Here is a 23,156-nt window from a genome sequence, read left to right on the forward strand (position 1 = left end):
CGTTTTTTGAAAAATATGGTGCCTCATGAGCGAATACCCAGTCCCCCCGTCGCGCTGGTATGACGGCCTCTACGGCCGCTTCCTGCGGCTTGCCGCCGGTGGCATGGTGTCTCCGCGCTGGTTTCAGCGTGAGCTGCCGTCTCGCGAGCAACTGACTGCCAGAACAGGTCGGCTGCACCTGGAGATCGTGAGTCACTGCTGGAATTACGCGCATATGCAGACCTATCAGCTCAGTTCGCTGGTACTGTTCCCGCCGACTGACATGGATGTCACGATGACGGTGTTTTACGGCGAAGCGGATACTGAGACCGTGAAACTGCTGAATTTCTTCAGGCAGCAGAAAATTCCGGGCATTCGATGGAACTGGCGCCCTCTGCCAAAGCAGGCACTGTTCCGACGCGCCATTGGTCGCAATCTGGCAGCCAAAGAGACGACTGCCGACTGGGTCTGGTTCACCGACTGCGATCTGCTGTTCCGCGAGGGCTGTCTGGATGGTTTGAGCAAGGCGCTGCAGGGCCGTCAGGACGCGCTGGTGTTTCCATCGTCAGAATACTGCACCGATCTGCTGCCACCGGATGCACCCCTGCTGTCGCCGCCGATGGATCCGCCTGAGGTGGTGGATATCGACGAGGCGCTGTTTCAGCGATTCACCCGGGATCGCGCCACCGGGCCGCTGCAGATAACTCATGGGGACATGGCGCGCGCTGTCGGCTACTGCGAAGCGCTGCCCTACTACCAGCAGCCTTCGGACACATGGTGCAAGGCTTACGAGGACAGGGCGTTTCGCTGGTTGTTAAGGACTCAGGGTGTGCCGATAGAGGTGCCCGGCGTTTATCGCATCAAGCACCAGGCCAAGGGCAGATATACGGGTGGTGCCCTGAACACGGGCGTGCGCAGTGCGCTGCGGCAGGCTGCCGCGAAAGTCAAAAGCTGATGTTGTCGATGGAGTTTGCCGACTGATGGATCAGTCGGCTGGTTCGTTGTGGTAAAAACGCAGCCCGACGGCATCGCCATCATCAAACCCTTCCCAGGGATTGTCGCCCGCGCCGTCAGTCGGCAGCTCCAGATAGCGACGCTGGTTTTCATCCCCTTTCAGGTACAGATTCAGGAAGGCTGTCGCAAAATGCTGCAGGATATTGTTCATGCGCAGCGTGTCCCAGGCCGGGTCCGTGTAATGGCCTGCGCCAGCGGTATCTTCACGACCCAGAAATTCGGCAGGCAGGGGGATGGGGGCCGCCACGCTATGGCCGGCGTTCTTGAACACCAGCATATAACGCGGATCGGCATTAACGGCGCCATTGTAGGCTGCCTTGACGCCATTGTCGTAACCTGAAGTCTGGTCAGCATCGCCGGCCACAAACAATACCGGGCCGGTCAACCCTGCCAGGCCTTGCGCCTCCCAGAAACCCATGTTCATGCCCCAGGGCGCAATCGGAATGCCTGCCTTGATGCGCGGGTCGCGCAGGCTGGCAAATTCCGCATTGCTGGCGGCAAGCTCGTGCAGCAGGCGATTTGGGGGCGCACCAATAAAACCCACGCCCGCATCGCTGTAGCCGGCGCCCAGATTGTTTAGCACGCCGTAACCGCCCATGGAATAACCAATCAAGGCCGTATTGTCGGCATCGGTGCTGGCGCTGATAAAGGCGGCCTCGCTCTGGCCGCTGGCGATGGCATCCAGCACAAAACGCTGGTCCGGCGCCCGGTTGTAAAGCGTGCTGCTGAAGTTCTGCTGATCCTCATAGGTGCTGTCCCGATGGTCAATGGACGCAACCACATAACCCTTACTGGCCAGATTTTCACCCAGGTGGCTGAGCAGGTAACGGTTGCCCGGATAGCCGTGTGACATGATGACCAGCGGGAAGCGCTCAGCTGTTTCAGGTTCTGCATCACGAACCGCGCGCCCATGCAGCGTGGCAATGATGGCCGGGTTGCGGGTTGTGGTGGTGTATTCGGTGCCTGTCTGCGTACTCTGGTCCGCCGTGGCCGGATACCAGACTTCAACGGTCAACTCGCGATCGTAGTAGCTGATCTCTGCTCCGTCGCTGGCATTGAGAACATCCGGCCTGTCCGTGTCCACCAGTCGGATGGTACGTACGCCAATCGGATGATCGCCAAACACCGCCAGCGCAGGTGCGTCGGGACGGGTCAGGTCTATGCGATTGATGGGGTCGCGGTCTTGCGCGTGTGCGGAGGAGAAACTCAATGTCATCACCAGAATCAGTAGTCTTTTCATAGAATAATCTTCATTATGAAGCTAACAGGGCAGATGTACCAATGCCCAATTCTATCTGACTTTTAGTACACTCTGCCCGGGTCTCTGGTGAATAATCCGGGCAGAACTTCGCATTGCGACAGCTTACGTCACGAACGTTGCAGAAATATTACGTCACCAGGACAGCCACAGTGCATGCGGCCAGCGATTGACCGGCCTGCAAGGATCGACTAGTTTTAAAAAAGACCCATTGACATGATAAGGCGTCGTATTGCGGCGCGATGGACACAGAGCTCATGGACAAACTTCAGGCACTGAAACAGATGACCACCGTCGTCGCCGACACTGGTGATTTTGCGGGTATCCGGCGTTTTGAACCCGAAGACGCAACCACCAATCCCTCTCTGTTACTGAATGCTGCGAAGCAGGAGCAGTATCAGGAGCTGGTGGCCGATGCAATTGCGCATGGTCAGCGCACGGGCGCCAGCAAGGAGTCTCAGATTGATGCCGCCATGGACAAACTGGCCGTCAATTTCGGGCAGAAAATAACTGAAGCCGTGCCGGGTTATGTATCGACAGAAGCGGACGCCTGCCTGTCGTTTGATACAGAGGGCACGATACGCAAGGCACACGGACTGCTGGATCTGTATACCCAGGCTGGCGTTGACACCTCGCGAATCCTGATCAAGATTGCTGCGACCTGGGAAGGTATTCAGGCCGCCCGGCAACTGGAGCGCGAGGGTATCAAGTGCAACCTGACGCTGCTGTTCGGCTTCAACCAGGCTGTTGCCTGCGCGGATGCAGGCGTGTTTCTGATTTCTCCCTTTGTGGGGCGCATCCTCGACTGGTACAAGGCAAGTACCGGGCAGGAATACACGGCAGAGACCGACCCAGGCGTGCTGTCCGTGAAGCGGATCTATCGTTATTACAAAGCCAACGCGTATCAGACGATTGTCATGGGCGCCAGTTTCCGCAATATCGGTGAGATAGAAGCGCTGGCCGGCTGTGACCGTCTGACTATTTCTCCAGCCCTGCTGGAACAGCTGCAGGCCGATCAGGGTGAGCTGCCGCGACAGCTCGATCCGCAGCAGGGCAGCGATGATCCGCGGGGCAGCCTGACAGAGTCCGCTTTCCGCTGGCAGTTGAATGAGGACGCCATGGCCAGCGACAAACTGTCAGAGGGCATCCGTAAATTCCACGCAGATTATCTGGCGCTGCGTGAGGTGCTCAGTCGCTCTGTTTAACAGCCTGTTAGCATTTGCGGTTAAAGGCTACGGAAGAAGGCCCGAACATCATCAAGCAATAATTCGGGTTCTTCCATGGCGGCAAAGTGCCCGCCCCTGGGCATAAGCGTCCAGCGCACGATGTTGTACTGCTCCTCGGCCCAGCGTCTGGGCGTCAGGTAAATCTCCTTGGGAAAAATGGCGCCGGCAGTCGGCACTTCGACATAACCCAGTGGCTCTGCTGCCGGAAAGTTGCGGTTTTCGTAGTAGATGCGCGCAGAGGACGTGATGCTGGCGCTGAACCAGTAAATGCTGATGTCCGTGAGCAGGTCGTCTTTGCTGAACCTGGTGTCCAGACCATTGACGCTTTGCCGGTCAATATCGCTCCAGCCGTGGAATTTCTCAACGATCCATGCCGCCAGTCCCGCCGGTGAGTCATTGAGTGCAACACCCAGTGTCTGTGGTTTGGTGCCCTGAATCTGCTGATAACCGACTTCATCGGCCATGAAGGCCTGTCGCTCCCTGCGGGCCGTCATCTCTTCTTCTGTCACGTCGTCCCGGATGGCAGGATCCTCCGGAGGGCTGGCCAACACAAAATTGGAATGCAGGCCCAGCACTCGATCAGCAAACTGATGGGCATGAATCCTGTTAATAATCGCTCCCCAGTCTCCACCCTGCAGACCGTATTGATCATAGCCCAGCCGTTGCATCAGGGCGGCCAGTATCTGCGCCATGCGCTCCGGGTTAAACCCTCGCTCCTGAGGCTCTCCAGAAAATCCAAAGCCAGGCAGGCTGGGTGCGATGACATGAAAGGCGTCCTCAGCATTGCCGCCGTGTTGCTGGGGTTCTGTCAGTGGACCAATAATATGGCGAAACTCGGCGATGGAACCTGGCCAACCATGTGTGATCATCAGCGGTGTAGCGTCTGGGTTGGAGGAGCGCTGGTGTATAAAATGAATCGGTACGCCATCAATGGTGGTCACGTACTGATCCAGGGTATTCAGCTGACGTTCCTGTTCCCGCCAGTCAAACTGGTGTTGCCAGTAATCAACAAGCTCTGTCAGGTATTGAGCGTTGGTACCATATTCCCAGCCAGTGCCCGGGATCTGCGCCGGCAGCCTGGCGTTGGCCAGGCGATACCTCAGATCGGCAATTGCCTCGTCAGGGACATGAATCTCGAACGGCATAATGGCTGAATCGCCGGCAGGCTGAGCCTGCAGTGTGGTGCAGGCAATGCAGAGGCAGAGAGTGTTGATCAGGTGACGTATTGTTCTTGATACGGGCATTTTAATACCTCTGAATTTTATGCTTTTGAAAGGCTTTGCTAGTCGCTCAGCTTAGCGCGTTTTTGCCCTTCATAGCTGCTTCTGTGTCTGTTATTCGCGGGAGTGGTGAGGTGGGAATGGGGCCGATGATACGGCTACCGGCAGTGTTAGAGAACAGGAAGAGTCAGGGTTTGATGGAGAGAGAAGCCGGAGCGGCTTCTCTCTGTTGCTGCTATGTCCACTCAGCGGGCGCTGAGTGAAGTCCTCAGGCAGTCAATTTAGCGGCAATTTCTGCGACGCGTTTGCCCTGGTGACGCGCGATGGCCAGTTCACGATCATCTGGCTGGCGCGCGCCGTCGCCGCCGGCCAGAGTAGAGGCACCGTAGGGCGTGCCGCCGCTGACTTTGGAGATATCGAACATTTCACCAGTGGTATAGCCCAGCGGTACAATCGTCATGCCGTGGTGAGCCAGGGTTGTCCACGTGGATGTGATAGTCATTTCCTGACCGCCACCTGTCGCTGTCGATGTAAATACACTGCCAACTTTGCCAGCCAGTGCGCCTTTGGCCCACAGACCACCGGTCTGGTCCAGGAAATTGCGCATTTGCCCGGACATATTGCCGAAGCGGGTTGGTACGCCAAAGATGATGGCATCATAGTCAGCCAGTTCGGTCGGGCTGGCGATGTCAGCAGCCTGATCCGTCTTGCCGCCAGCCGCCTTGAACGCCTCTGTCGGCATGGTTTCCGGGACCCGTTTGATGGTAACCTCAATCCCTTCAACGCTGCCTGCGCCCTGCGCTACAGCGTTAGCCATCGTCTCGATGTGACCGTACATGGAATGGTAAAGCACTAAAACGCGTGTCATGAATCTGTCCTCTTGTGTGAATTGCGACTGCGACGTCAATAATCAGCATAGCTGGGAAGATTCCGATGAATGGTGCAGTTTTTCTGCGCGATAGATCGAATTTTTTAATGAATTGTTAGGAGATCACTGATGCGGCGATTTTTTTCGGGGCTGGGACGCCTGATCGACGGCCTGATGACCATTACTGGCAGAATCATTTTCCTTCTGGTTCTGGCTTTCGTTCTGTTGCTCATTTTCTCCAGTCCGGCGACCGTTACCGTCCCGTCCACCAGTGCCCTGGTCTGGGCACCTACCGGTGTCATCAGTGAACAACGTTCACCGGCGGCAGCCAGCGACCTGATGTTTGGAACCGGGCTGCCGCAAAACAGTCTGATGCCGGAACTGCTGGAGTCGCTGGCAGTTGCAGAAAATGACGGGCGTATTGGCGCGCTGGTGATAGATGTCAGTGAACTGCTGGGCGTCAGTCCGGCCCAGCTGGAAACCCTGGGTGATGCCCTGCAGCGATTTGCGGATACCGGCAAACCCATCTATGCATTTGGCGAATACTTTACCCAGGCTCAATACGCGCTGGCCTCCTACGCGGATAACATCACGCTGCACCCTATGGGTAATCTGATGGTGACCGGCTTTGGCGGTAACCAGCTTTACTTCCGCGATCTGCTGGAGCGCCTGAATGTTCAGGTTCACGTGTTCCGCGTTGGCGAATTCAAATCTGCTGCCGAACCATTCTCTCGCATGGACATGTCTGAAGAGGCGCGTGCCGACAATCAGAATCTGTTGAATGCACTCTGGTCGCGCTATCTGACGCGGGTGGCGGGCAACCGTGAAATGAGTACGGCCCAGTTGCAAAGCTATGCCGACAATTACCCGGCATTGCTGGAGGCGGCGAATGGCAATATGGCGCGCGTCGCCTTTGAACAGGGTCTGGTGGACAATATCGCGGATGCCAACAGTTTCCGGCGCCAGGTCGCGGCCGAGGTGGGCGTCAGCAATGGCAGTTTCTCGCAGATACACTACCTGGACTATTTGAACGCGACATTTACGCCACAGGTACCGGGTACCGATCAGGTCGGTGTGATTGTTGCGGAAGGTACCATCATGCCGGGTGAGCAGCCGCTGGGCATGATTGGAGCGGACAGCCTGACAGCGCTGATTCAGCAGGCGCAGCAGGATGCCTCCATCCGGGCGGTTGTCCTGCGTGTTGACTCTCCCGGTGGGTCGGCGCTCGCATCTGAACAGATTCGCGGGGCGCTGGATCAGCTGCAACTCTCCGGCAAGCCTCTTGTTGTATCGATGGGTGGCCAGGCGGCCTCGGGCGGCTACTGGATATCGGCCAGCGCCGACCAGATCTGGGCCTCACCATCCACAGTGACTGGCTCAATTGGTGTGATTGGCATGATCCCCACTTTTGAACGGGCACTGAGCGAGCTGGGTGTGGGGGTTGATGGAGTTGGCACAACCGAGTTGACGCGTGCCGGCGACCCCTTGAGCGGCCTGAACGAACCCATGCGGCGGGTGTTCCAGTCGAGCATCGACGATACCTATGCGCGCTTCATCAATCTGGTCGCAGAGGGTCGGGACCTGCCCCGTGAGGATGTTGAGAATATCGCTGGCGGGCGCGTATGGAGCGGTGAGCAGGCGCTGGAGATTGGTCTGGTGGACCAGCTGGGTGATCTGGATCAGGCGATTGCAGCTGCCGCCGAGCTGGCAGAACTTGAGGACTATGAGCGCGTTTATCTGAGCCGCCCACTGACCTTTGGGGAGCAGTTGCTGTTACAGCTGGCCGACAGTATGGGTGGTGCGCAGATCCTGTCGAGTATGATGGCAGCTCAGAATATGCCTGCGTCGTTCAGCGGCCTGGCGGCTGTTTTGCCGGCGCTGTCAGCCGAACAGCGCCTGCGCTTGCAGTCCCTGCTAAATCTGGTTTTGCCTGCCAACCACCGGCCGGATCAACTGCGTACCCTGATGTTGTGTGACGACTGTCTCGCGATAAAGTAGTCGAATCCAAACCCTGGTGCGCCGGTCTGCGTCTAAGCAGATACAGACTCTAGTTTATTGGTCAGCACCATGAGCACCAGCCAGACTGACAGCCACCGCCATGAGCCAGCTCAGGCCGGGTCACCGCCCGGTCCGCGCTCGCCGTGGTCAGCATTCTGGCTGACGGTGCTCGCCGGACAAAGCCTGTTGCTGGCGCTGTTGTACTTCCTGCCGTTACAAACCGTATCGCAGCCCGCGGCAATCTCGATGGTGCTGGGACTGGCAGCGCTGATCTATGCCTATTACCTGCCATTGCGTTTTGTGCGTCGCCGGGCGCTGCTGGCACATATAACTGTACAGCAGAGCATGATCAGAAAACTGCTCTGGAACAGTGCTCTGCTCAAATTCACGCTGGCAATCAGCTCGCTGGCGTTGGCGGTGCTGATGCTGGTCGCCGTTGCAGCCTTGAAGCCTCTGGACTGGATGGTCATGACCGTTGGCATTCCGTTGGCTGTGCTGGTGTTTCAGCTGGCTCGACGGCTGCTAGGTCCCCAGTTCAACAGCGTCTATCAATTCCCCTATGCCATTCGTGTCAGTAATCTGCTGTTGGTCGCTCTGTTGACCATCATGCTGGTGATCGTGAATCTGTTTTTGGTGGAGGTGCCTGATACGCGCTCGGCGGACATCGTTGTGCTGGCACAGCAGGCATTTGCCAATGCTCAGTCACAGGCCGCATTCCCTGCGGCGGGATGGCTGCTCGGAGCAAGTGCCGTGGTGGACCAACTCGGCTGGCATCTGATGCAGCAGCTTAGTGGCGCTGTGGCAGCAGACGGCTGGCTGAAGCTTTTGGCATGGCTGGCGTTCCTGCTGCTGAATGCCACGAAAGCAGGCTTGATCTGGACCGCATGCAGCGGGCTGACCATGCTGGCGAGGCCACTGGCGATCCAGGTCAGGGAGACTGGAGCGAGCGATTCTGCCGGCCTGCCGCCGACATTGCGATCTTTTGCGGTTATGGCAGCTGTCCTGGTGTTTGGCGGCTGGCTGAGTCAGCAGGGGATACAGGAAAGCGCCGCTCCTATGCGACTGACAACGCTGATTGATCCCTGCCGCTGGCAGGCGCCCCAGCAACAGCAGGAGCTGATCCAGGCCTCGTCCCAGGCGCTGGACAACCATCATCAGAATCTGGATGCTGTGATGCAGCAACGCATCGCGGCGGAAGTTGATGCGGCATTCGCCGCCGCACAGCCGGGTATCGAGAAATTCCTGGACTGGAATTACAGTCTTGGTGGTCAATACACACAACTGGCTTATCTTGGGGCCACCACACTTGGTCTGCCAGGCCTCGAGTACGCCAGTCTCGAAGAGCTGCTGGATGCACGTATCTTCGAGGCCTTTGGGCATCCACTGGATCAGTCGACGCAGCTGGCACTGGTGCGGGTTCATGAGACCTATGACCAGCAGGCCGGGCAGCTCCTGGCCAGTCAGACTGCCTTGCTGAGCCAGCTTGCGGCGCAGGCGGACTGTCTCAGTACGCCAACCACGTCCTTTTCGCTGCAGGCGTTTGCGGATAAATCGGCCGTCGGGGCTGGGGCGCTGGCAGGTCTTGCTACCGTCCGGCTGGCCAGTCGGGCTGGTGTCAGAGTCATTAGCGGCGCAGCTTCCAGGCGGGTTGTGTCGGCGGCTTCGGCACGCGCGGCCAGCAGCGCGGCCACGGGTTCCAGCGGTGCGCTGTGCGGCCCGATGGTCGTAATTTGCACGCCGGCACTGGCGGCTGGCGCCTGGTTGCTGACCGATCTAGCCCTGAACAGCATTGATGAAGCCAGGAACCGAGACGAGCTGCGCCAGCAGATCCTGATATCACTGGAGTCTCAGAAGGAACAGCTGAAGGCAGAGCTGACCGATCATTACGCCATGGCGTCCCGTCAGATGGTTGCTGCAGTGGACGGTTATCAGCAGCAGCGATTCAGGGTCTTGCGGGACGGTCTCTGATCCCTTTCAGGCTTTTTTGAATTCCTGTGTTGCCATCTCCCTTTGTGCACTTGTGCGGCGCACCACTCGCGCATCGTTGGTGCGCATGCATTTTTGCAGGGCGTTCCATAAGCGGCCTGATTCTTGCTCAGAAATAAACTGCACCAAAAACAGCCACTGAAACCCGGTTTTCAGCGCATCACTGCACCCATCAGGTGCGCATCGGGAATATTGGCACCATAAGAGTGCAAAAACCAAGATCAAAAACAATCCGGGAGAAAAGCTATGAAGATGATCGTAGCAATCATCAAGCCGTTCAAGGCGGACGATGTGCGCGAGGCCCTGAGTGAGCTGGGCGTCAGCGGCATGACCGTCACCGAGGTAAAAGGTTTCGGGCGTCAGAAGGGGCACACTGAGCTGTATCGGGGAGCCGAATATGTCGTTGATTTTTTGCCGAAAACCAAAATAGAGGTCGCCGTCTCTGACGACGTGGTAGAGCGTGCTGTCGAAGCAATCTGTCAGGCGGCAGCCACAGGAAAGATAGGCGACGGCAAGATATTTGTGCAGGCGCTTGAACAGGTGGTGCGGATCCGCACTGGCGAAACTGGCGATTCAGCAGTGTGACGGGGAGACAGATGCAAATGATCAATAGAACAATAAGCAAACTGGGTGTGGCAGCTGCTGCACTGGGCCTGCCAGCCACCGCGCTGGCGCAGGAAGCCATCAACGGCGCCAACACTGCCTGGATACTGACTGCGACCGCACTGGTACTGTTCATGACAGTGCCGGGTCTGTCGCTTTTCTATGCCGGGCTTGTGCGCAGCAAGAACGTCCTGTCAGTGCTGATGCAGTGTTTTTCGATTGCTGCAATCATTTCAATACTGTGGCTGATGTTTGGTTACAGCATTGCCTTCGGTCCGGGCGACACCGGGTTCTGGGGAGGGCTGAGCAAGGTCTTCCTGAACGGCATCACCGTTGATTCTGTCTGGGGCGACATCCCGGAGCCATTGTTTGTCGCATTCCAGATGACCTTCGCCATCATCACACCGGCGTTGATCGTTGGTGCATTTGCCGAGCGCATGAAGTTTTCATCACTGGTGATTTTTGTTGTGCTGTGGGCAACCCTGGTTTACTTCCCGGTCTGCCACTGGGTATGGAACAGCAATGGCTGGCTGTATCAGATGGGTCTGATCGATTTCGCTGGTGGCACAGTGGTTCACGTCACGGCAGGCGTGGCGGCCGTTATCATGGCCATCATGCTGGGCAAGCGCCGTGGGTTTCTTACCGCACCGCTGATGCCGCACAACCTGACCATGACCTTTACCGGTGCTGGCATGCTGTGGGTCGGCTGGTATGGCTTTAACGCCGGTAGCGCACTGGGTGCCTCTGGTGGTGCCAGTATGGCATTGCTGGCGACCCATATGTCAGCCTCGGCTGGCGCGCTGACCTGGATGGGCATTGAATGGGTGCGTCACGGCAAGCCGAGCGGCCTGGGTGCAGTCACCGGCATGGTTGCCGGTCTGGCGACAATTACACCGGCAGCGGGTTCGGTTGGACCGGCTGGCGGCATGGTGATTGGTATCATGGGCGGTGCGCTGTGTTTTGCGGCCACCAACTTCCTCAAGCATCGTGTGAAAATCGATGACTCTCTGGACGTTTTCCCGGTGCACGGTGTTGGCGGTATCCTTGGTACGCTGTTGGCAGCTGTGTTTGCCTCGCAGGAACTGGGTGTGTTCAGTGGCAATGGTTATGCCGAGGGCATGACCATGGGTTCACAATTCGGCGTGCAGGTCATTGGTGTGCTGGCGACCGGTATATACACGGCGGTTGTGACCATCGTGCTGATGAAAGTCGTTGGCGCGCTGACCTCCGGTAACCGCGTGACACCAGAGCAGGAATTGACCGGTCTGGATATCACCGATCACGACGAGAAAGGCTATTCCATGTAAGCATTGCCTGGCGCACGAGGGGTCAAATGGCCCTCGTGCGCTGACTGGCTTTTAGTCTAGACAGGCCCGGACGTTGTCGCGCAAGTGATGGGGGTTGATCGTGCCCACCACAACCGCGCTGACGCCGGGCTCCTGTAGCGAGAATTGCAGATTGCTGCGCACCGGGTCGGCGCTGCTATCCACGACAGCATGACCGCTGGCAAATGCCTTTTTAATCAGCACACCCTTGTTAAGCTTGCAGGCCTGCTGAATGACCTGTCGTTCTTCCTGTTGGTCTGGATTGAAGGTCACCATCACGACATCGCTGTGCTGCAGGGCGAGCAGCCCACCCTCGACGGTTTTGCCAGACAGGCCAAATGCGCGAATGTTGCCTGCCTCTTTTAACCTGGCCAGGGTTTCGAAGCAGTCGCTGTGTTCGATAATCTCACGGTCGCGCCCATCAGAATGGACCAGCACAAGGTCCAGATAGTCTGTGTTCAGCCGTTTCAGGCTGCGGTGTATACTGGCGCGCGTATGCGTGGCGCTGAAGTCGAATCGCGACTGGCCATCGACGAACTCTTCGCCAGTTTTTGTGCAGATGACCCATCGCTGCCTATCCCATAGCAACTCACCAAGACGTTGCTCGCTGATGCCATAGGCGGGTGCGGTATCGATCAGGTTGATGCCAAGCTCAGTTGCTGTCGCCAGCAGATTCAGAATGTGTCTGTCATCCGGAAGCTCAAAGCTTGAGGGATACTTGACGCCCTGATTTCTTCCAAGCTTGACAGTTCCCAGGCCCAGGCAGGAGACATCGATGCCAGTGCTGCCCAGCGTTCGTTTTGGAATCATCAGAACTTCATTCATCGCAGCGCCTCCCAGGGGGCAGTGGCGAGCGATGCTGCTGGCAGAGACTGCAACAGGGGAGCGGCATCCTGCCCGGCTGGAGTAAGCGTTTCGGCGACCTGCTTCAACACCGTATCTCCAAGGTCAGGACACAGCGTCAATTTGGTCGGCCAGCACACCAGCAGTGAATCGCAGCGCGATACATGTGCGGTATCGGGGCGGCGCAGGTCGGCAATTGCCGGTTCTGCGCGGTCGACATGTATGCTCTGCCAGTTTGCCCCTGATGTATTTACCCAGGGGAACAGCCGGTTCAGCTCCTGTTCGGCGCGCTGATGCTGTTGAGTATCCGGTAACCCTACGCCCGACTCTGCCAGTTCACCACCCAGGTACCAGACCCACTCATTGGTTTCTGGTGTTTTAACAGGGTGACAGGTGACAGTCAGTCGCGGTGTCATGCCAAAGCTGTCACCGACGCAGTGCACATAGGCGGGAAGGGGATGGTCGAGTCTGACAGCGACCATGTGCAGAGGGCGTCGCTGCATGGCGGGTTTGTTGACCTGGGGGGCTGCCGACCAGGACGCCAGCAGTGCCTCGTTACCAGCACCTGCGCACAGGATTGTCATCCGGCAGCGCAGAACTGTCTGCTCATCGCCCTCAGTCAGGCGGAGCAGCTTATCGCCCAGCTCAATGCGCTGGCATTGGCGGATACGGTCACTGTGAGCACTGGCAAGCGATTCAAGCAGGCTGGGGGTGTCGACAACAAAGTCAGTCAGCTGATACAAAGTGCCGCGTGTCCCGCCTGATGCTGCCTGTTGGAAAAACGCAGGATAGTCATCAGGTTTTAAGGCATCGATACGGCCGCGTAATGCCTTGCTGCCCAGGAATGTCTTGAAGCGCGAGCGCACCGAACCGTCTGACCACATATAGTAATTGGGTGACAGGACGCGCACATTACGAAGATCCAGTTCGCCCGTGCCGTCCAGGCAGGATCGCCAACGGTCCGGCATGTCGGCAATTGCGCTGCTGGCAGGGCTGAGTACACCATTAAGTGCATACTTCAGGCCGCCATGGATGATACCTTGCGAGGCAAGCGTCTGACCCTGCCCGATCTTTCCCTGTTCTACAAGCACACAGTCGTACCCAGCCTTCTGCAGGCGATTCAAAACCCACAGGCCGGCAATGCCGCCGCCAACAATGGCAACCTGTACTTGCTGTTCACTCATGAATTACCACCATCGTCGCCATTTAAAATATAGCAGCAGGCCGCCACTACACAGGGCCATAAAAAACAGTGCGGCAGGGTAACCCCATTGCCACTGCAGTTCCGGCATATTTTCGAAGTTCATGCCGTAGATGCCAGCAATGAAAGTCAGCGGCATGAAAATGCTGGCGAACATGGTCAGCACTTTCATGACTTCATTCATGCGCTGGCTGACGCTGGATACATACAGGTCCAGCAGACCCGCCAACAGGTCGCGGAGAGTTTCGATGTTATCAATGATGTGTATGGTGTGATCATAAACATCGCGCAAAAACATGCGAATCTCGTCGCTGAGAATGACACTCTCGTCACGGCTCAGGCTGCTGAGTACTTCCCTGAGCGGCCAGATGGCCTTGCGCAGCAGTAACATCTCGCGTTTGAAATGATGTATGCGGTTGACCGTATCCTTACTGGGCTTATCCAGCAGTTCAAACTCCAGGTCCTCAATCGCATCGCCGAGTTTTTCCAGAATCAAAAAATAATTGTCGACCAGCGCATCTATCAGGGCATAGGCCAGGTAGTCTGGACCCAGTCGCCGGATGCGGCGGCCACTGCGCAGCCGTTCGCGAACGCCGTCAAAGACATCGCCCGGTTTTTCCTGAAACGACAGTACGTAGTCGTCGCCAACCACCAGGCTTATTTGTTCGAATTCAATGTCGTGCGCCTGGTCATTGAACTGCAGCATCTTGATGACGATATACAGGTGTTTGTCGTGGACTTCGATTTTGGGTCGGTGATCGGTGTTCAGGATGTCTTCCTGAATCAATGGGTGCAGCTCGAAGCGGTCGCCAATTTCGCGAATGATGTCCGGATTGTTCAGTCCGTCAATATTGAACCAGCTGGTGATGTCCGAGGCTTCTGGTGGATGGCACTGTGCCGGGTCCGAAAGCTGGAATTCTTTCAGGCTGGATTCGTTATAAGCAATGAGCCGGATATTGATATCGGTGTTTTTTGTTTCACCGACGTGGATAAGGGTCCCGGGCGCGGCGCCCACTTTTTTGCCGCGTTTTTTGATCAGCTTTGCCGAGTGGTGTACACGATGCGGTTTTGCCATGTGCGCTCAACTTTATTTGATTTGCACGGGTGCCGGAATCCTGTAATCATTCCCGCCAGAACGGCGCTATGGTACCACGCCCGGGCGCTGACTTGTCATAAACGTCGCATTGACGCGTGTGTCCTCGCAGCCCCGGCCAGTCCCGAATCGGGCGTGATACCTGGCGTATTGCAGGACAGGAAAGGGAGTCTGAGTGAACAGGACTGTTTATAACCTGGCATTTTATATGGTGCTGCCACTGATCGTGTTGCGGCTGCTTTGGCGCGCCCTGTTTTTGCCTGCGCCCGAGTATGCCCGGCGCTGGGGCGAACGACTGGGGTTTGTTGACAAGGCGCGCGCCGGCCGACAGGAACGGCGGTGGATATGGGTACATGCAGCGTCCGTGGGCGAATCGGTTGCAATTTCACCACTGGTCAAGCGGCTCAGGCGTCTGAATCCGCACTGGGGTATCGTGGTAACCACGATGACGCCAACCGGTTCGGAGCGCGTACGCGAGTTGTTCGGCGACGACATTTGTCATGTCTACGCGCCCTATGACTACCGTGGCGCGGTCACACGCTTTTTGCGTGCTTTTAAGCCAGCCATGGTGATTCTGGTTGAAACGGAATTGTGGCCCAATCTGGTCCACTACAGCAAGCGCAGCGGCGCGGCCATCATGGTGGCCAATGCCCGCCTGTCAGAAAAGTCATTTCGCGGCTACGAGAAGTTCTCCGCGCTGGGTAAACCCATGCTGCAGCAGATCGATCTCATTGCTGCGCAGACTGCAGACGATGCCGAACGCTTCCGAAAGCTGGGTGTGCCAGATACGGCGCTGCGCGTTACCGGCAGTATGAAGTTTGATATCGGGCTGCCAGCCGATCTGCAGGCGCGTGTTGATCAGATGCGACTGCGCCTCGCACACTCCGACCGCCCGATCTGGATCGCTGCCAGTACCCGTGAAGGCGAAGATGAAAAAGTGCTGCGGGCCTTTGAGCTGATAAGAAGATCAATCCCGGATGCGCTGCTGGTTCTGGTGCCGCGCCACCCGGAGAGATTCAATTCGGCTGCCAGGATCTTCGAGAGCGCCGGTTACGAGGTTGTTCGCCGCAGCGAAGACACAAGCGTCAGTGCAGAGACAGCCGTTTTTCTGGGTGACAGCATGGGTGAGCTGCCCGTCTACATGAGTCTGGCGCAACTGGCTTTTGTCGGCGGCAGCCTGGTGAATACTGGCTGTCAGAATGTGCTGGAGCCCGCTGCGCTGGGGCTTGCTGTAATCACCGGCCCCTCCCAGTATAACTTTCAGGCCATTTGCGAGCAGTTGCAGGAGCGGGGTGCCCTGCTCACAGTGCACGATGAAACGGCTCTGGCAGAGCAGGTGATTAGACTGCTTCAGGATCGCTCTGCACGGGAGCAGATGGGACTGGCCGGCCAGCAGGCGATTGCAGCCAACCAAGGGGCGCTGGATCGCGTCTATGATCTGGTGCTTGAGCATCTGCCGAGCGTTTAATCGGGCAGCGGCCGCATGGTCAGATTGTGTGGCTGACCATTATTTATCCAGATATTGTCCTCAATCCGTATGCCGCCATATGGCAGCAATTCGTCTACCAGTTTCCATTGCACAAGACCCACGTGATCGCCAGCGCGTGCTTTGTCCAGCAGCATGGGGATGAAGTAAACACCTGGTTCGATAGTGAAGACCATGTTGTTCTGGATAGTACGCGTTGTCCGCAGGGCCGGAAACTGAGGTGGTGGAGTGGCGATGGTGCCATCCGGCGCGGTCATGCGCCCGCCGACATCATGGACCTGCAGGCCCAGCAGATGGCCAAGGCCATGAGGCAGGAATGTGGTCGTCAGGCCAGTCTCAAAAACCTCTTCAGCCGTGCCGATACAAACGCCGGTATCGACGAGCAGCCGAGCCAGCAGGCGGTGCGAATGGACGTGCAGATCGATGTAATTCATGCCAGGTTTGATGGCTTCGATCACCTCGCGTTGCAGTGATTGCACGCCGGCCAGCAGGGCTTTGAACTCGGGGTGACAATCAGGGCGAACCCAGGTGCGGGTAATGTCCGAGCAATATCCCGCACTGCGACAGCCGGCATCAATCAGCAATACCCGGTTGTGGCTCTGATCGGCTGAGGAACGGCGTTGCTTGTGCTGATAGTGCAGCGTCGCGGCGTGTTCATTAACCGCAACAATGCTTGGATAGGGAAGGTCCTGATCAAGCGCGCGGCAGGCACGCAGATAGGCCATGTGAATATCGTACTCATCGCTACCGTCCAGAAAGGCGTCATGGGCTGCCTGGTGACCGGTAAGAGCCAGCGCATTGGCGTTTGCGACTCGGTGCACCTCGTAAGCAGTTTTGAACGCCCGTCGAAAGTCGAGCTGGCTCAGCAGCCGCGGCGGATTGATGGCTTGCGGTGCGATATCCAGTGATTCGGCCAGTGCTATGCCTTCACCCAGAAACACAAGTTTTTCATGTGTATCAAGCCTCGGGCGTAGCTCTCTGGCGAGTTGTGATAAATCACTGAGAATCACGATCTCGAATTCTTTTGCCCACCACAAAGGCATATCCACATGCTGGTCATGCCAGAAATCCTGGGGAATGACGGCAAAGAACACGGGCGTTTTGCCTGGGCGAATCAGTACCAACTGATCGGGACGGTCGACGGGTAACCAGCGCAGGTAGTGGCCCCACGCGCGAAACGGCATGGCATGGTCGTCTGCGTAGTGGTCATGCGACATACCGCTATGGACCAGCACGCTGTGTTCAGCCAGTTTTGCTGCCTGAAGCGCCTCAGAGTATTCCGCTACCAGGCACTTCAGGTGTTCGGCAAATAATTCTTCGGTCTTCATGCTGTGTGATAATACGCCTAATAAGTGTCAAGTGACAGACCATGAACGCATTCAGTATTCGAAAGATTATCCATTGTGATTGCGATTGCTTTTACGCGGCCATCGAGATGCGGGATAACCCCGAACTGCGCGGCAAGCCTCTGGCCGTCGGTGGTTCAAGTGAGCGCCGCGGCGTCGTGGCAACCTGTAACTACGAGGCGCGCAAATATGGCATTCATTCTGCCATGCCTATGGCAACCGCACTCAGGCGTTGTTCGCAGTTGCGCGTAGTTCCGCCACGTATGGATATATATCGGCAGGTATCTCGCCAGGTTCAGGCCATTTTCAGCGACTACACGGATCTTATTGAACCATTATCGCTGGATGAAGCCTATCTCGATGTATCCGAGGCTCAGGCCTGCCGTGGCAGTGCCACGCTGATTGCATCGGAGATACGTCAGCGGGTCCGGGAAACGCTGGGTATTACGATTTCTGCCGGTATCGCTCCGAATAAGTTTCTGGCCAAGATTGCCAGCGACTGGAACAAGCCGGATGGTCAATATGTCATCCGTCCACAGGAAGTCGATGACTTTGTCCGCCAGTTGCCGGTAAAAAAACTCTTCGGTGTTGGCAAGGTGACAGCAGGGCGCCTGCACTCATTGGGGATCTCTACCTGTGAGGATCTGCGTGCTTACAGTGAGCAGGCCTTGCTGGCTCAGTTTGGCAGCTTTGGAGCGCGATTACATCAACTTTGCCGGGGCATAGACGATCGGCCGGTCAAGGTTGAGCGGCAACGCAAGTCACTTAGTGTGGAAAACACATTTGCGGCTGATTTGCCTGACCTTGACGCCTGTTTGCAGCATATTGATGAACTTTATCAGCAAATGCAGCGACGATGGCAGTCAATCCATTCACGTTACCGGGTATCGGGTTGCTTCGTGAAGCTTAAATTCAACAATTTTGTCTCAACCACCGCTGAGCACCTGGCTGATGATATGCATCGTGACTGGTTCCCGGGATTGATGGCCCAGGCCTGGCAGCGTCACCAACGCCCGGTGCGATTGATTGGACTTGGGGTGCGACTGAAACCGCGCGACCCGGAGACGGAAGTCGATCAATTGCAGCTGGCGCTGGACGACTGACAGGGTCTCAGTCGCGCAGGCGAATCAGACCTTCCTGACACACTGATGCCACCAGCACGCCGTCTCTGGTAAAGATATTGCCGCGGTTAAACCCGCGCGCCTGCGACGAAGACGGGCTGTCCTGGCTGTAGAGCAGCCACTGATCCATGCGGAAAGGGCGATGGAACCACATGGTGTGGTCAAGGCTGGCGATCTGCAGCTTGGGGTCGAACAGGCTCTGTCCATGCGGGCGCAGACTGGTCTGCAGCAGCGTCATATCGGACGCGTATGCCAACAGGTGTTCATGGTAGGGGTAGTCTTCAGGCAAATCGGTATTGATGCGGAACCATACGCTGGTCTGCGGCGCTTTTGGCGTGTTGTCGAACAGGCTGTTGATATCGACATGGCGCAGGTCCACTGCAAACTGCCTGGAGAAGCGGTCAAGCAGCTCATCCGATATTTTACCGCGAAACTGTTCAGCCATCTGTTTGCGATCGGCACATTCCTCAGGTGGCGGCACATCAGGCATATCGACCTGGTGCGACAGGCCTTCTTCGCGCACCTGAAATGATGCGGACATGTTAAGAATGGCTTTGCCGTGCTGGATGGCAACGATGCGCCGGGTCGTGAAGCTGCGACCATCCCGAATGCGATCTACCTGGTAAATGACCGGGTGCTTAAGGTCCCCAGGGCGCAGGAAGTAGGCATGAAGTGAGTGTACGTGACGATCCTCGGGAACGGTGTGAGTGGCACTCAGCAGCGCCTGAGCCAGTACCTGGCCGCCATACACACGGAACCATCCCTCATTGTTAGAGGAGGTTCGATACAGATTCTCATCCAGCTTTTCCAGAGCCAGATGATTCATAAGTTGTGTCAGTTGTTCGTTGTCGCTGCTCATTGTTGCGTTCCTGCTTGGCGATTATCAATGCGATATTACCGGTAGTTTACCAGTTTGCACGCAAGTCTACCGATGCATCTTGCCAGTCGACCGGGCAGAGAGCGCAGCTTTCTTTACCAGGCGACATGCCAGGCGTATGATTCAGGAACTAAGCAAAACAACAATAATCAAGATTAAAGGAGAGAGCAGATGCGACGGACATTGATGGGGGCTGCGCTGGTATCGGCCGCAGTTCTGTTAGCGGCAGTTTGGTCCAATGGATCGGCAGATGCAGCCCAGGATGACGCGCTGATGGCAGTCAAACAACAGTTTATTGGCCACTACGAACTGGTCAGTTTTGTCAGCTTCCCGGCCACTGGTGGTGAAGTCGACAATAACTATGTTGGCCGCATCATGTACGATGAAAACGACCAGATGTCCGCTCAGGGAATGCCCAAGGATCTACCTGAACGTGCTGCGCAGACCACAGAGCTGGTGCGCGGAGGGTTTGCATACTGGGGGCCTGTCACCTGGGATATCTCCCAGAACAAAGTCACACACCACGTTGAAGGTTCGCCTACGCGCGGCAGCTGGGTGGGTGAAGACAATGTGCGCTACTACGAGTTCACCCCGGAAGGCTTGTTGAAACTCTCAATTCGTGATGAGAACGGTCGTACCACCGGTACCCTGACCTGGCGACGTATCGAAGACTGAAGACGCTACAGAAAGCCTCCTGTGATGGCGGCATTCTGATTAAAATTCGATGCTGTCCCGGTAAGCAGGTATTTCGGCTCGAATGCCCTTGTCCTGCTGCAGCCGGTCGGAGAGTGCCTGCAGCGCCTCTGTTTCGCCATGGACCAGCATGACACGTGGGCGCTGGGTTTCAGTGCCGGGTGACTCTTTGCGGAAGCGATCAATCCAGTCGATCAGTTCATCCTGTCCGGCATGCGCTGACAGACCGCCGATGGTCTCGATACGCGCGCCGACCTTGAAATCGTCACCAAACATCTTGAACGTTTCGACGCCATCGACCAGCATCCTGCCCAGCGTGCCGCGTGCCTGAAATCCGATAAAGATTACTGTGTTTTCGCGTTTCCAGATCCGGTGTTTGAAATGATGGCGAATTCGCCCCCCGGTACACATTCCGCTACCTGCGATGATCAGGGCGCCCTGCTTGATGGCATTGATCTGCATCGAATCTTCGGCCGAACGGCACAGTTTGAGAGTCGGCAGAAACTGCGCCAGTGACTCACGGTTGGCGTCGCTAAGGCAGCGAATGTCTTCGTCGTCCAACAGATGTAGCCAGCGGTCATAGATTTCGGTTACCTCAATGGCCATCGGGCTGTCCAGAAATACCTGCCAGTTATCCAGTTCACCACTGTGATGCAGGCAACCCAGGTAATAGATCAGCTCCTGTGAGCGACCAATCGCGAAGGAGGGAATCATGACATTGCCGCCTGCCTCCCAGGTCTCGTGAAGAACCTGTCTGAACTGCTCGAGTGTCGCATCGTGGTCGCGGTGATTGCGGTTGCCATAGGTGCCTTCCATCAACACCAGGTCGGCCTCGTTAACATATTCTGGATCATTCATCAGGGCGGAATGGCGGTTGCCGAGATCGCCTGAGAATACAAGAATTCTCGGTTTGCCGTGCTCAATGATCTTCAGGTGCACAATCGCTGAACCAAGAATATGACCGGCATCCAGAAAGGTCAGCTCAACATCCGCTGCAATACCGAATGGTTTTCGGTATTGCTTGCCATCGCAGAGGCGAAGCACCTTTTCCACATCATGTGCTGTGTATCGAGGCTCAATTAATGGGCGACCAGCACGCTGCCGACGCAGGTTATCCCGTTCCAGGTCTCGCTCATAAAGGCCGCGCGCGTCCTCCAGCAGCACGCGAAGGAGCTGACGGGTAGCCTGAGTGCAGTAGATTGGGCCGTCGAAGCCCTGATTTACCAGTGTCGGCAGCAGACCGGAATGGTCCAGGTGACCATGCGACAGAATCACTGCGTCAATCTCGGCTGGATTAAAGGGGAAACTTTCCTCATGAACGCGGTCAACCGCATCGCCGCCCTGATGCATGCCACAGTCAAGCAGGATTTTGCCAACAGCTGGTGATTCCAGCATGTGGCAGGACCCAGTCACTTCCTGGGCGGCACCATAAAATGTCAACTTGGCCATAAGACTTTCAGATCCTTTAATAGGTGCATCATTTGCTTACGTCGATAACAACACAATGGTCAGCACCGTTATGATCACCAGCAGAGTACTGCTCAGATTCACCGTACTGCCATGCCACAGACGGTTCCAGCGTCGCTCCATGTTTCGCAGTGAGCGTGTGTCGAATTGCCAATCGGGAGTCTCCTGCGTCAACCTGCCCAGTGTTCTTTTGAGTCGCAGTGACATTGGAACCATCAGATTCGGCAGCCACCGGCCCATCCTGTCTGCCTCAAACGGCAAGCGACTCCCCAGCGCATACATCACCATGGCGATACCCAGCGGCCAGCAGAGCGCCCACAGATTGCTCGCGCTCAGGCTGTAGAGAATCGACTCACGCATGCTGGGCCACAGCCATGGCAGCACAGCCGGGCAGCTGGCCAGTACAATCCACGCGGACAGTTTGCGGATACCTGGCGGCGCAGTGTCGGGCTCTGCATTACTGTGTGATGATAAGCGCCGGAACAGCACCAGTGCCTTGATCATGATCAAGGCACTGGTGATTGAACCAGCAATAATAAGATTGCGCCAGATCGCCAGCTCGTCAGTTGCCAGCGCGGATTTAAGCTCACTTTTCACCGCTGCGCCGGAGGTCAGCGGAAGGCCAGCGATTGACAGAGCAGTTGTCAGTAGAAGCACGGCCAGCAGAGCCTGTAACCACGCTGTCGGGATGCGGTGTTTGAAAAGGTCGGCTGCCAGAAACAGTGTGCCTTTGGCCAGGCCATGATGCACGCCGTATAGCATCAGGATGACGGCAATCTCTGAGCGCTGCCCGGGCAGGTGCCAGCTCAGGCCCACCAGAAACAGCAAAAAACCGATCTGGCTGATTGATGAAAACGCCAGTAACTGTTTGACATTGCTTCGCGTCAGACCCATCAGTGCGCCATAAAACGCACTGAATACAGCCACAGACATGACTGGTATGGCCCATTCCTGCATCAGCGAAGCAGCAGGCAGAATTTTCCACAGACCAAGAATGCCGGCCTTGATCATGACGCCGGACAGGACCGCGCTGGCGGGCGCCGGCGCCGCCGGATGTGCTAATGGCAACCAGACGTGCAGAGGCCAGAAGCCCGCCTTGAGGCCCAGACCGGCCAGCACGAGCGCTGCAGGCAAGGGATTGATATCGCTGCCCTGCCAGGCGGCAAACTGCACGGCACCGCCAAGCTGATAACTTATCATGATCAGACCGGATAACAGCGCCATTTCGCCAAGGACAGCAAGCTGCAGATAGATGCGACCCGCCCGGCGAGCGACGGGAGTTCTGTCGTGAACGACCAGACCATAAGCCGCCAGGCTCATCATGGAAAAACCGATGTAAAAGCTCAGGGCATCCTGCGAGACGATCAGCAGCAGGTTGCCTGCCATTGATACAAGCCAGAGGGTCCAGAATACGGGGCCCCGTATTGATCCCGCCGCATAAACAGATGACAGCAGCCACAGTGCCGCTGTAAACAACAGCCACGCAGCATCAAGCGGTCCCTGAATGCCAATCAGGGCGTCTGGCCAGAAACTGTCGAGTGGCATCGTCATG

The 23,156-nt window shown here is 56.9% G+C and carries 19 protein-coding genes; 9 read left to right on the top strand and 10 right to left on the bottom strand.

The window, feature by feature from the left end:
- The first annotated feature begins 25 nt into the window (after positions 1–25).
- Positions 26–934: a glycosyltransferase family 2 protein gene (locus LVD14_RS04385; RefSeq protein ID WP_237132814.1), complete on the top strand. Its 909-nt coding sequence runs from the start codon at positions 26–28 to the stop codon at positions 932–934.
- Positions 935–964: 30 nt separating this feature from the next.
- On the opposite strand, the gene LVD14_RS04390 is transcribed toward LVD14_RS04385, so the two are convergent.
- Positions 965–2,233, bottom strand: coding sequence for an alpha/beta hydrolase family protein (locus LVD14_RS04390; protein ID WP_237132815.1), 1,269 nt, complete (start codon positions 2,231–2,233; stop codon positions 965–967).
- A gap of 275 nt (positions 2,234–2,508) precedes the next feature.
- On the opposite strand from LVD14_RS04390, the gene tal reads away from it, so the two are divergent.
- The gene (gene tal / locus LVD14_RS04395; protein ID WP_272907162.1) at positions 2,509–3,456 is read left to right on the top strand and encodes a transaldolase; all 948 of its coding nucleotides are present in this window, start codon (positions 2,509–2,511) and stop codon (positions 3,454–3,456) included.
- 20 nt (positions 3,457–3,476) lie between these two features.
- On the opposite strand, the gene LVD14_RS04400 is transcribed toward tal, so the two are convergent.
- Positions 3,477–4,721, bottom strand: coding sequence for an epoxide hydrolase family protein (locus LVD14_RS04400; RefSeq protein ID WP_237132817.1), 1,245 nt, complete (start codon positions 4,719–4,721; stop codon positions 3,477–3,479).
- Positions 4,722–4,965: 244 nt separating this feature from the next.
- The gene (gene wrbA, locus LVD14_RS04405) at positions 4,966–5,565 is read right to left on the bottom strand and encodes an NAD(P)H:quinone oxidoreductase (protein ID WP_237132818.1); all 600 of its coding nucleotides are present in this window, start codon (positions 5,563–5,565) and stop codon (positions 4,966–4,968) included.
- A gap of 129 nt (positions 5,566–5,694) precedes the next feature.
- On the opposite strand from wrbA, the gene sppA reads away from it, so the two are divergent.
- From sppA to LVD14_RS04425, 4 genes are all read left to right on the top strand, one after another.
- Entirely contained in the window at positions 5,695–7,563 is a 1,869-nt protein-coding gene (sppA, locus tag LVD14_RS04410; protein WP_237132819.1) for a signal peptide peptidase SppA, read from the top strand.
- Between the two features lie 69 nt (positions 7,564–7,632).
- Complete coding sequence (locus LVD14_RS04415; protein WP_237132820.1) at positions 7,633–9,531, top strand: hypothetical protein; 1,899 nt, start codon at positions 7,633–7,635, stop codon at positions 9,529–9,531.
- A 264-nt stretch (positions 9,532–9,795) separates the two neighbouring features.
- A complete protein-coding gene (locus tag LVD14_RS04420) occupies positions 9,796–10,134 on the top strand; it encodes a P-II family nitrogen regulator (RefSeq protein WP_237132821.1) in 339 nt (112 codons plus the stop codon).
- 17 nt (positions 10,135–10,151) lie between these two features.
- The gene (locus LVD14_RS04425) at positions 10,152–11,459 is read left to right on the top strand and encodes an ammonium transporter (RefSeq protein ID WP_317622126.1); all 1,308 of its coding nucleotides are present in this window, start codon (positions 10,152–10,154) and stop codon (positions 11,457–11,459) included.
- 51 nt (positions 11,460–11,510) lie between these two features.
- On the opposite strand, the gene LVD14_RS04430 is transcribed toward LVD14_RS04425, so the two are convergent.
- The 3 genes from LVD14_RS04430 to corA are packed head-to-tail and all read right to left on the bottom strand — an operon-like array spanning position 11,511 to position 14,596.
- Entirely contained in the window at positions 11,511–12,302 is a 792-nt protein-coding gene (locus LVD14_RS04430) for an aldo/keto reductase (RefSeq protein WP_237132823.1), read from the bottom strand.
- Complete coding sequence (locus LVD14_RS04435; protein ID WP_237132824.1) at positions 12,299–13,504, bottom strand: FAD-dependent oxidoreductase; 1,206 nt, start codon at positions 13,502–13,504, stop codon at positions 12,299–12,301. Before LVD14_RS04435 ends, LVD14_RS04430 begins: the two co-directional genes overlap by 4 nt.
- 3 nt (positions 13,505–13,507) lie before the next feature.
- Positions 13,508–14,596, bottom strand: coding sequence for a magnesium/cobalt transporter CorA (gene corA, locus LVD14_RS04440; RefSeq protein WP_237132825.1), 1,089 nt, complete (start codon positions 14,594–14,596; stop codon positions 13,508–13,510).
- Between the two features lie 193 nt (positions 14,597–14,789).
- Here corA and waaA point away from each other — a divergent pair, with 193 nt between their 5' ends.
- On the top strand, positions 14,790–16,082 hold the full coding sequence (waaA, locus tag LVD14_RS04445) for a lipid IV(A) 3-deoxy-D-manno-octulosonic acid transferase (RefSeq protein WP_237132826.1): 1,293 nt from the start codon (positions 14,790–14,792) through the stop codon (positions 16,080–16,082).
- Here the strand turns inward: waaA and pepQ are convergent.
- A complete protein-coding gene (gene pepQ, locus LVD14_RS04450; protein ID WP_237132827.1) occupies positions 16,079–17,428 on the bottom strand; it encodes a Xaa-Pro dipeptidase in 1,350 nt (449 codons plus the stop codon). The two genes, waaA and pepQ, sit on opposite strands and share 4 nt — an antisense overlap.
- Positions 17,429–17,484: 56 nt before the next feature.
- On the opposite strand from pepQ, the gene dinB reads away from it, so the two are divergent.
- On the top strand, positions 17,485–18,549 hold the full coding sequence (dinB, locus tag LVD14_RS04455) for a DNA polymerase IV (RefSeq protein ID WP_317622697.1): 1,065 nt from the start codon (positions 17,485–17,487) through the stop codon (positions 18,547–18,549).
- 7 nt (positions 18,550–18,556) lie between these two features.
- Here dinB and tesB read toward each other — a convergent pair whose 3' ends face one another.
- Positions 18,557–19,426 carry an acyl-CoA thioesterase II gene (tesB, locus tag LVD14_RS04460; protein WP_237132829.1) on the bottom strand — a complete coding sequence of 290 codons (870 nt, stop codon included), beginning with the start codon at positions 19,424–19,426 and terminating at the stop codon, positions 18,557–18,559.
- Between the two features lie 189 nt (positions 19,427–19,615).
- Between tesB and LVD14_RS04465 the strand changes: the two genes are divergently transcribed.
- Complete coding sequence (locus tag LVD14_RS04465; RefSeq protein WP_237132830.1) at positions 19,616–20,119, top strand: lipocalin-like domain-containing protein; 504 nt, start codon at positions 19,616–19,618, stop codon at positions 20,117–20,119.
- Positions 20,120–20,158: 39 nt separating this feature from the next.
- On the opposite strand, the gene LVD14_RS04470 is transcribed toward LVD14_RS04465, so the two are convergent.
- Both LVD14_RS04470 and LVD14_RS04475 read right to left on the bottom strand, forming a co-directional pair.
- On the bottom strand, positions 20,159–21,586 hold the full coding sequence (locus LVD14_RS04470; RefSeq protein ID WP_237132831.1) for an MBL fold metallo-hydrolase RNA specificity domain-containing protein: 1,428 nt from the start codon (positions 21,584–21,586) through the stop codon (positions 20,159–20,161).
- Positions 21,587–21,622: 36 nt separating this feature from the next.
- Positions 21,623–23,155 carry a complex I subunit 5 family protein gene (locus tag LVD14_RS04475; RefSeq protein WP_237132832.1) on the bottom strand — a complete coding sequence of 511 codons (1,533 nt, stop codon included), beginning with the start codon at positions 23,153–23,155 and terminating at the stop codon, positions 21,623–21,625.
- Position 23,156 lies beyond the last annotated feature (1 nt).

It is taken from the genome of Pseudohongiella sp. O18, from assembly GCF_021729085.1.
In the GTDB taxonomy this organism is placed as follows: Bacteria; Pseudomonadota; Gammaproteobacteria; order Pseudomonadales; family Pseudohongiellaceae; genus Pseudohongiella.

Excerpts from the sequence above, each read along its gene's own strand:
- sppA (WP_237132819.1), top strand. The coding sequence starts at position 5,695 with ATGCGGCGATTTTTTTCGGGGCTGGGACGCCTGATCGACGGCCTGATG.
- LVD14_RS04385 (WP_237132814.1), top strand. The coding sequence starts at position 26 with ATGAGCGAATACCCAGTCCCCCCGTCGCGCTGGTATGACGGCCTCTAC.
- LVD14_RS04435 (WP_237132824.1), bottom strand. The coding sequence starts at position 13,504 with ATGAGTGAACAGCAAGTACAGGTTGCCATTGTTGGCGGCGGCATTGCC.
- LVD14_RS04400 (WP_237132817.1), bottom strand. The coding sequence starts at position 4,721 with ATGCCCGTATCAAGAACAATACGTCACCTGATCAACACTCTCTGCCTC.
- tesB (WP_237132829.1), bottom strand. The coding sequence starts at position 19,426 with ATGAGCAGCGACAACGAACAACTGACACAACTTATGAATCATCTGGCT.
- LVD14_RS04470 (WP_237132831.1), bottom strand. The coding sequence starts at position 21,586 with ATGGCCAAGTTGACATTTTATGGTGCCGCCCAGGAAGTGACTGGGTCC.
- wrbA (WP_237132818.1), bottom strand. The coding sequence starts at position 5,565 with ATGACACGCGTTTTAGTGCTTTACCATTCCATGTACGGTCACATCGAG.
- LVD14_RS04475 (WP_237132832.1), bottom strand. The coding sequence starts at position 23,155 with ATGACGATGCCACTCGACAGTTTCTGGCCAGACGCCCTGATTGGCATT.
- LVD14_RS04390 (WP_237132815.1), bottom strand. The coding sequence starts at position 2,233 with ATGAAAAGACTACTGATTCTGGTGATGACATTGAGTTTCTCCTCCGCA.
- LVD14_RS04415 (WP_237132820.1), top strand. The coding sequence starts at position 7,633 with ATGAGCACCAGCCAGACTGACAGCCACCGCCATGAGCCAGCTCAGGCC.
- LVD14_RS04420 (WP_237132821.1), top strand. The coding sequence starts at position 9,796 with ATGAAGATGATCGTAGCAATCATCAAGCCGTTCAAGGCGGACGATGTG.
- LVD14_RS04465 (WP_237132830.1), top strand. The coding sequence starts at position 19,616 with ATGCGACGGACATTGATGGGGGCTGCGCTGGTATCGGCCGCAGTTCTG.
- LVD14_RS04430 (WP_237132823.1), bottom strand. The coding sequence starts at position 12,302 with ATGAATGAAGTTCTGATGATTCCAAAACGAACGCTGGGCAGCACTGGC.
- LVD14_RS04425 (WP_317622126.1), top strand. The coding sequence starts at position 10,152 with ATGATCAATAGAACAATAAGCAAACTGGGTGTGGCAGCTGCTGCACTG.
- tal (WP_272907162.1), top strand. The coding sequence starts at position 2,509 with ATGGACAAACTTCAGGCACTGAAACAGATGACCACCGTCGTCGCCGAC.
- pepQ (WP_237132827.1), bottom strand. The coding sequence starts at position 17,428 with ATGAAGACCGAAGAATTATTTGCCGAACACCTGAAGTGCCTGGTAGCG.
- corA (WP_237132825.1), bottom strand. The coding sequence starts at position 14,596 with ATGGCAAAACCGCATCGTGTACACCACTCGGCAAAGCTGATCAAAAAA.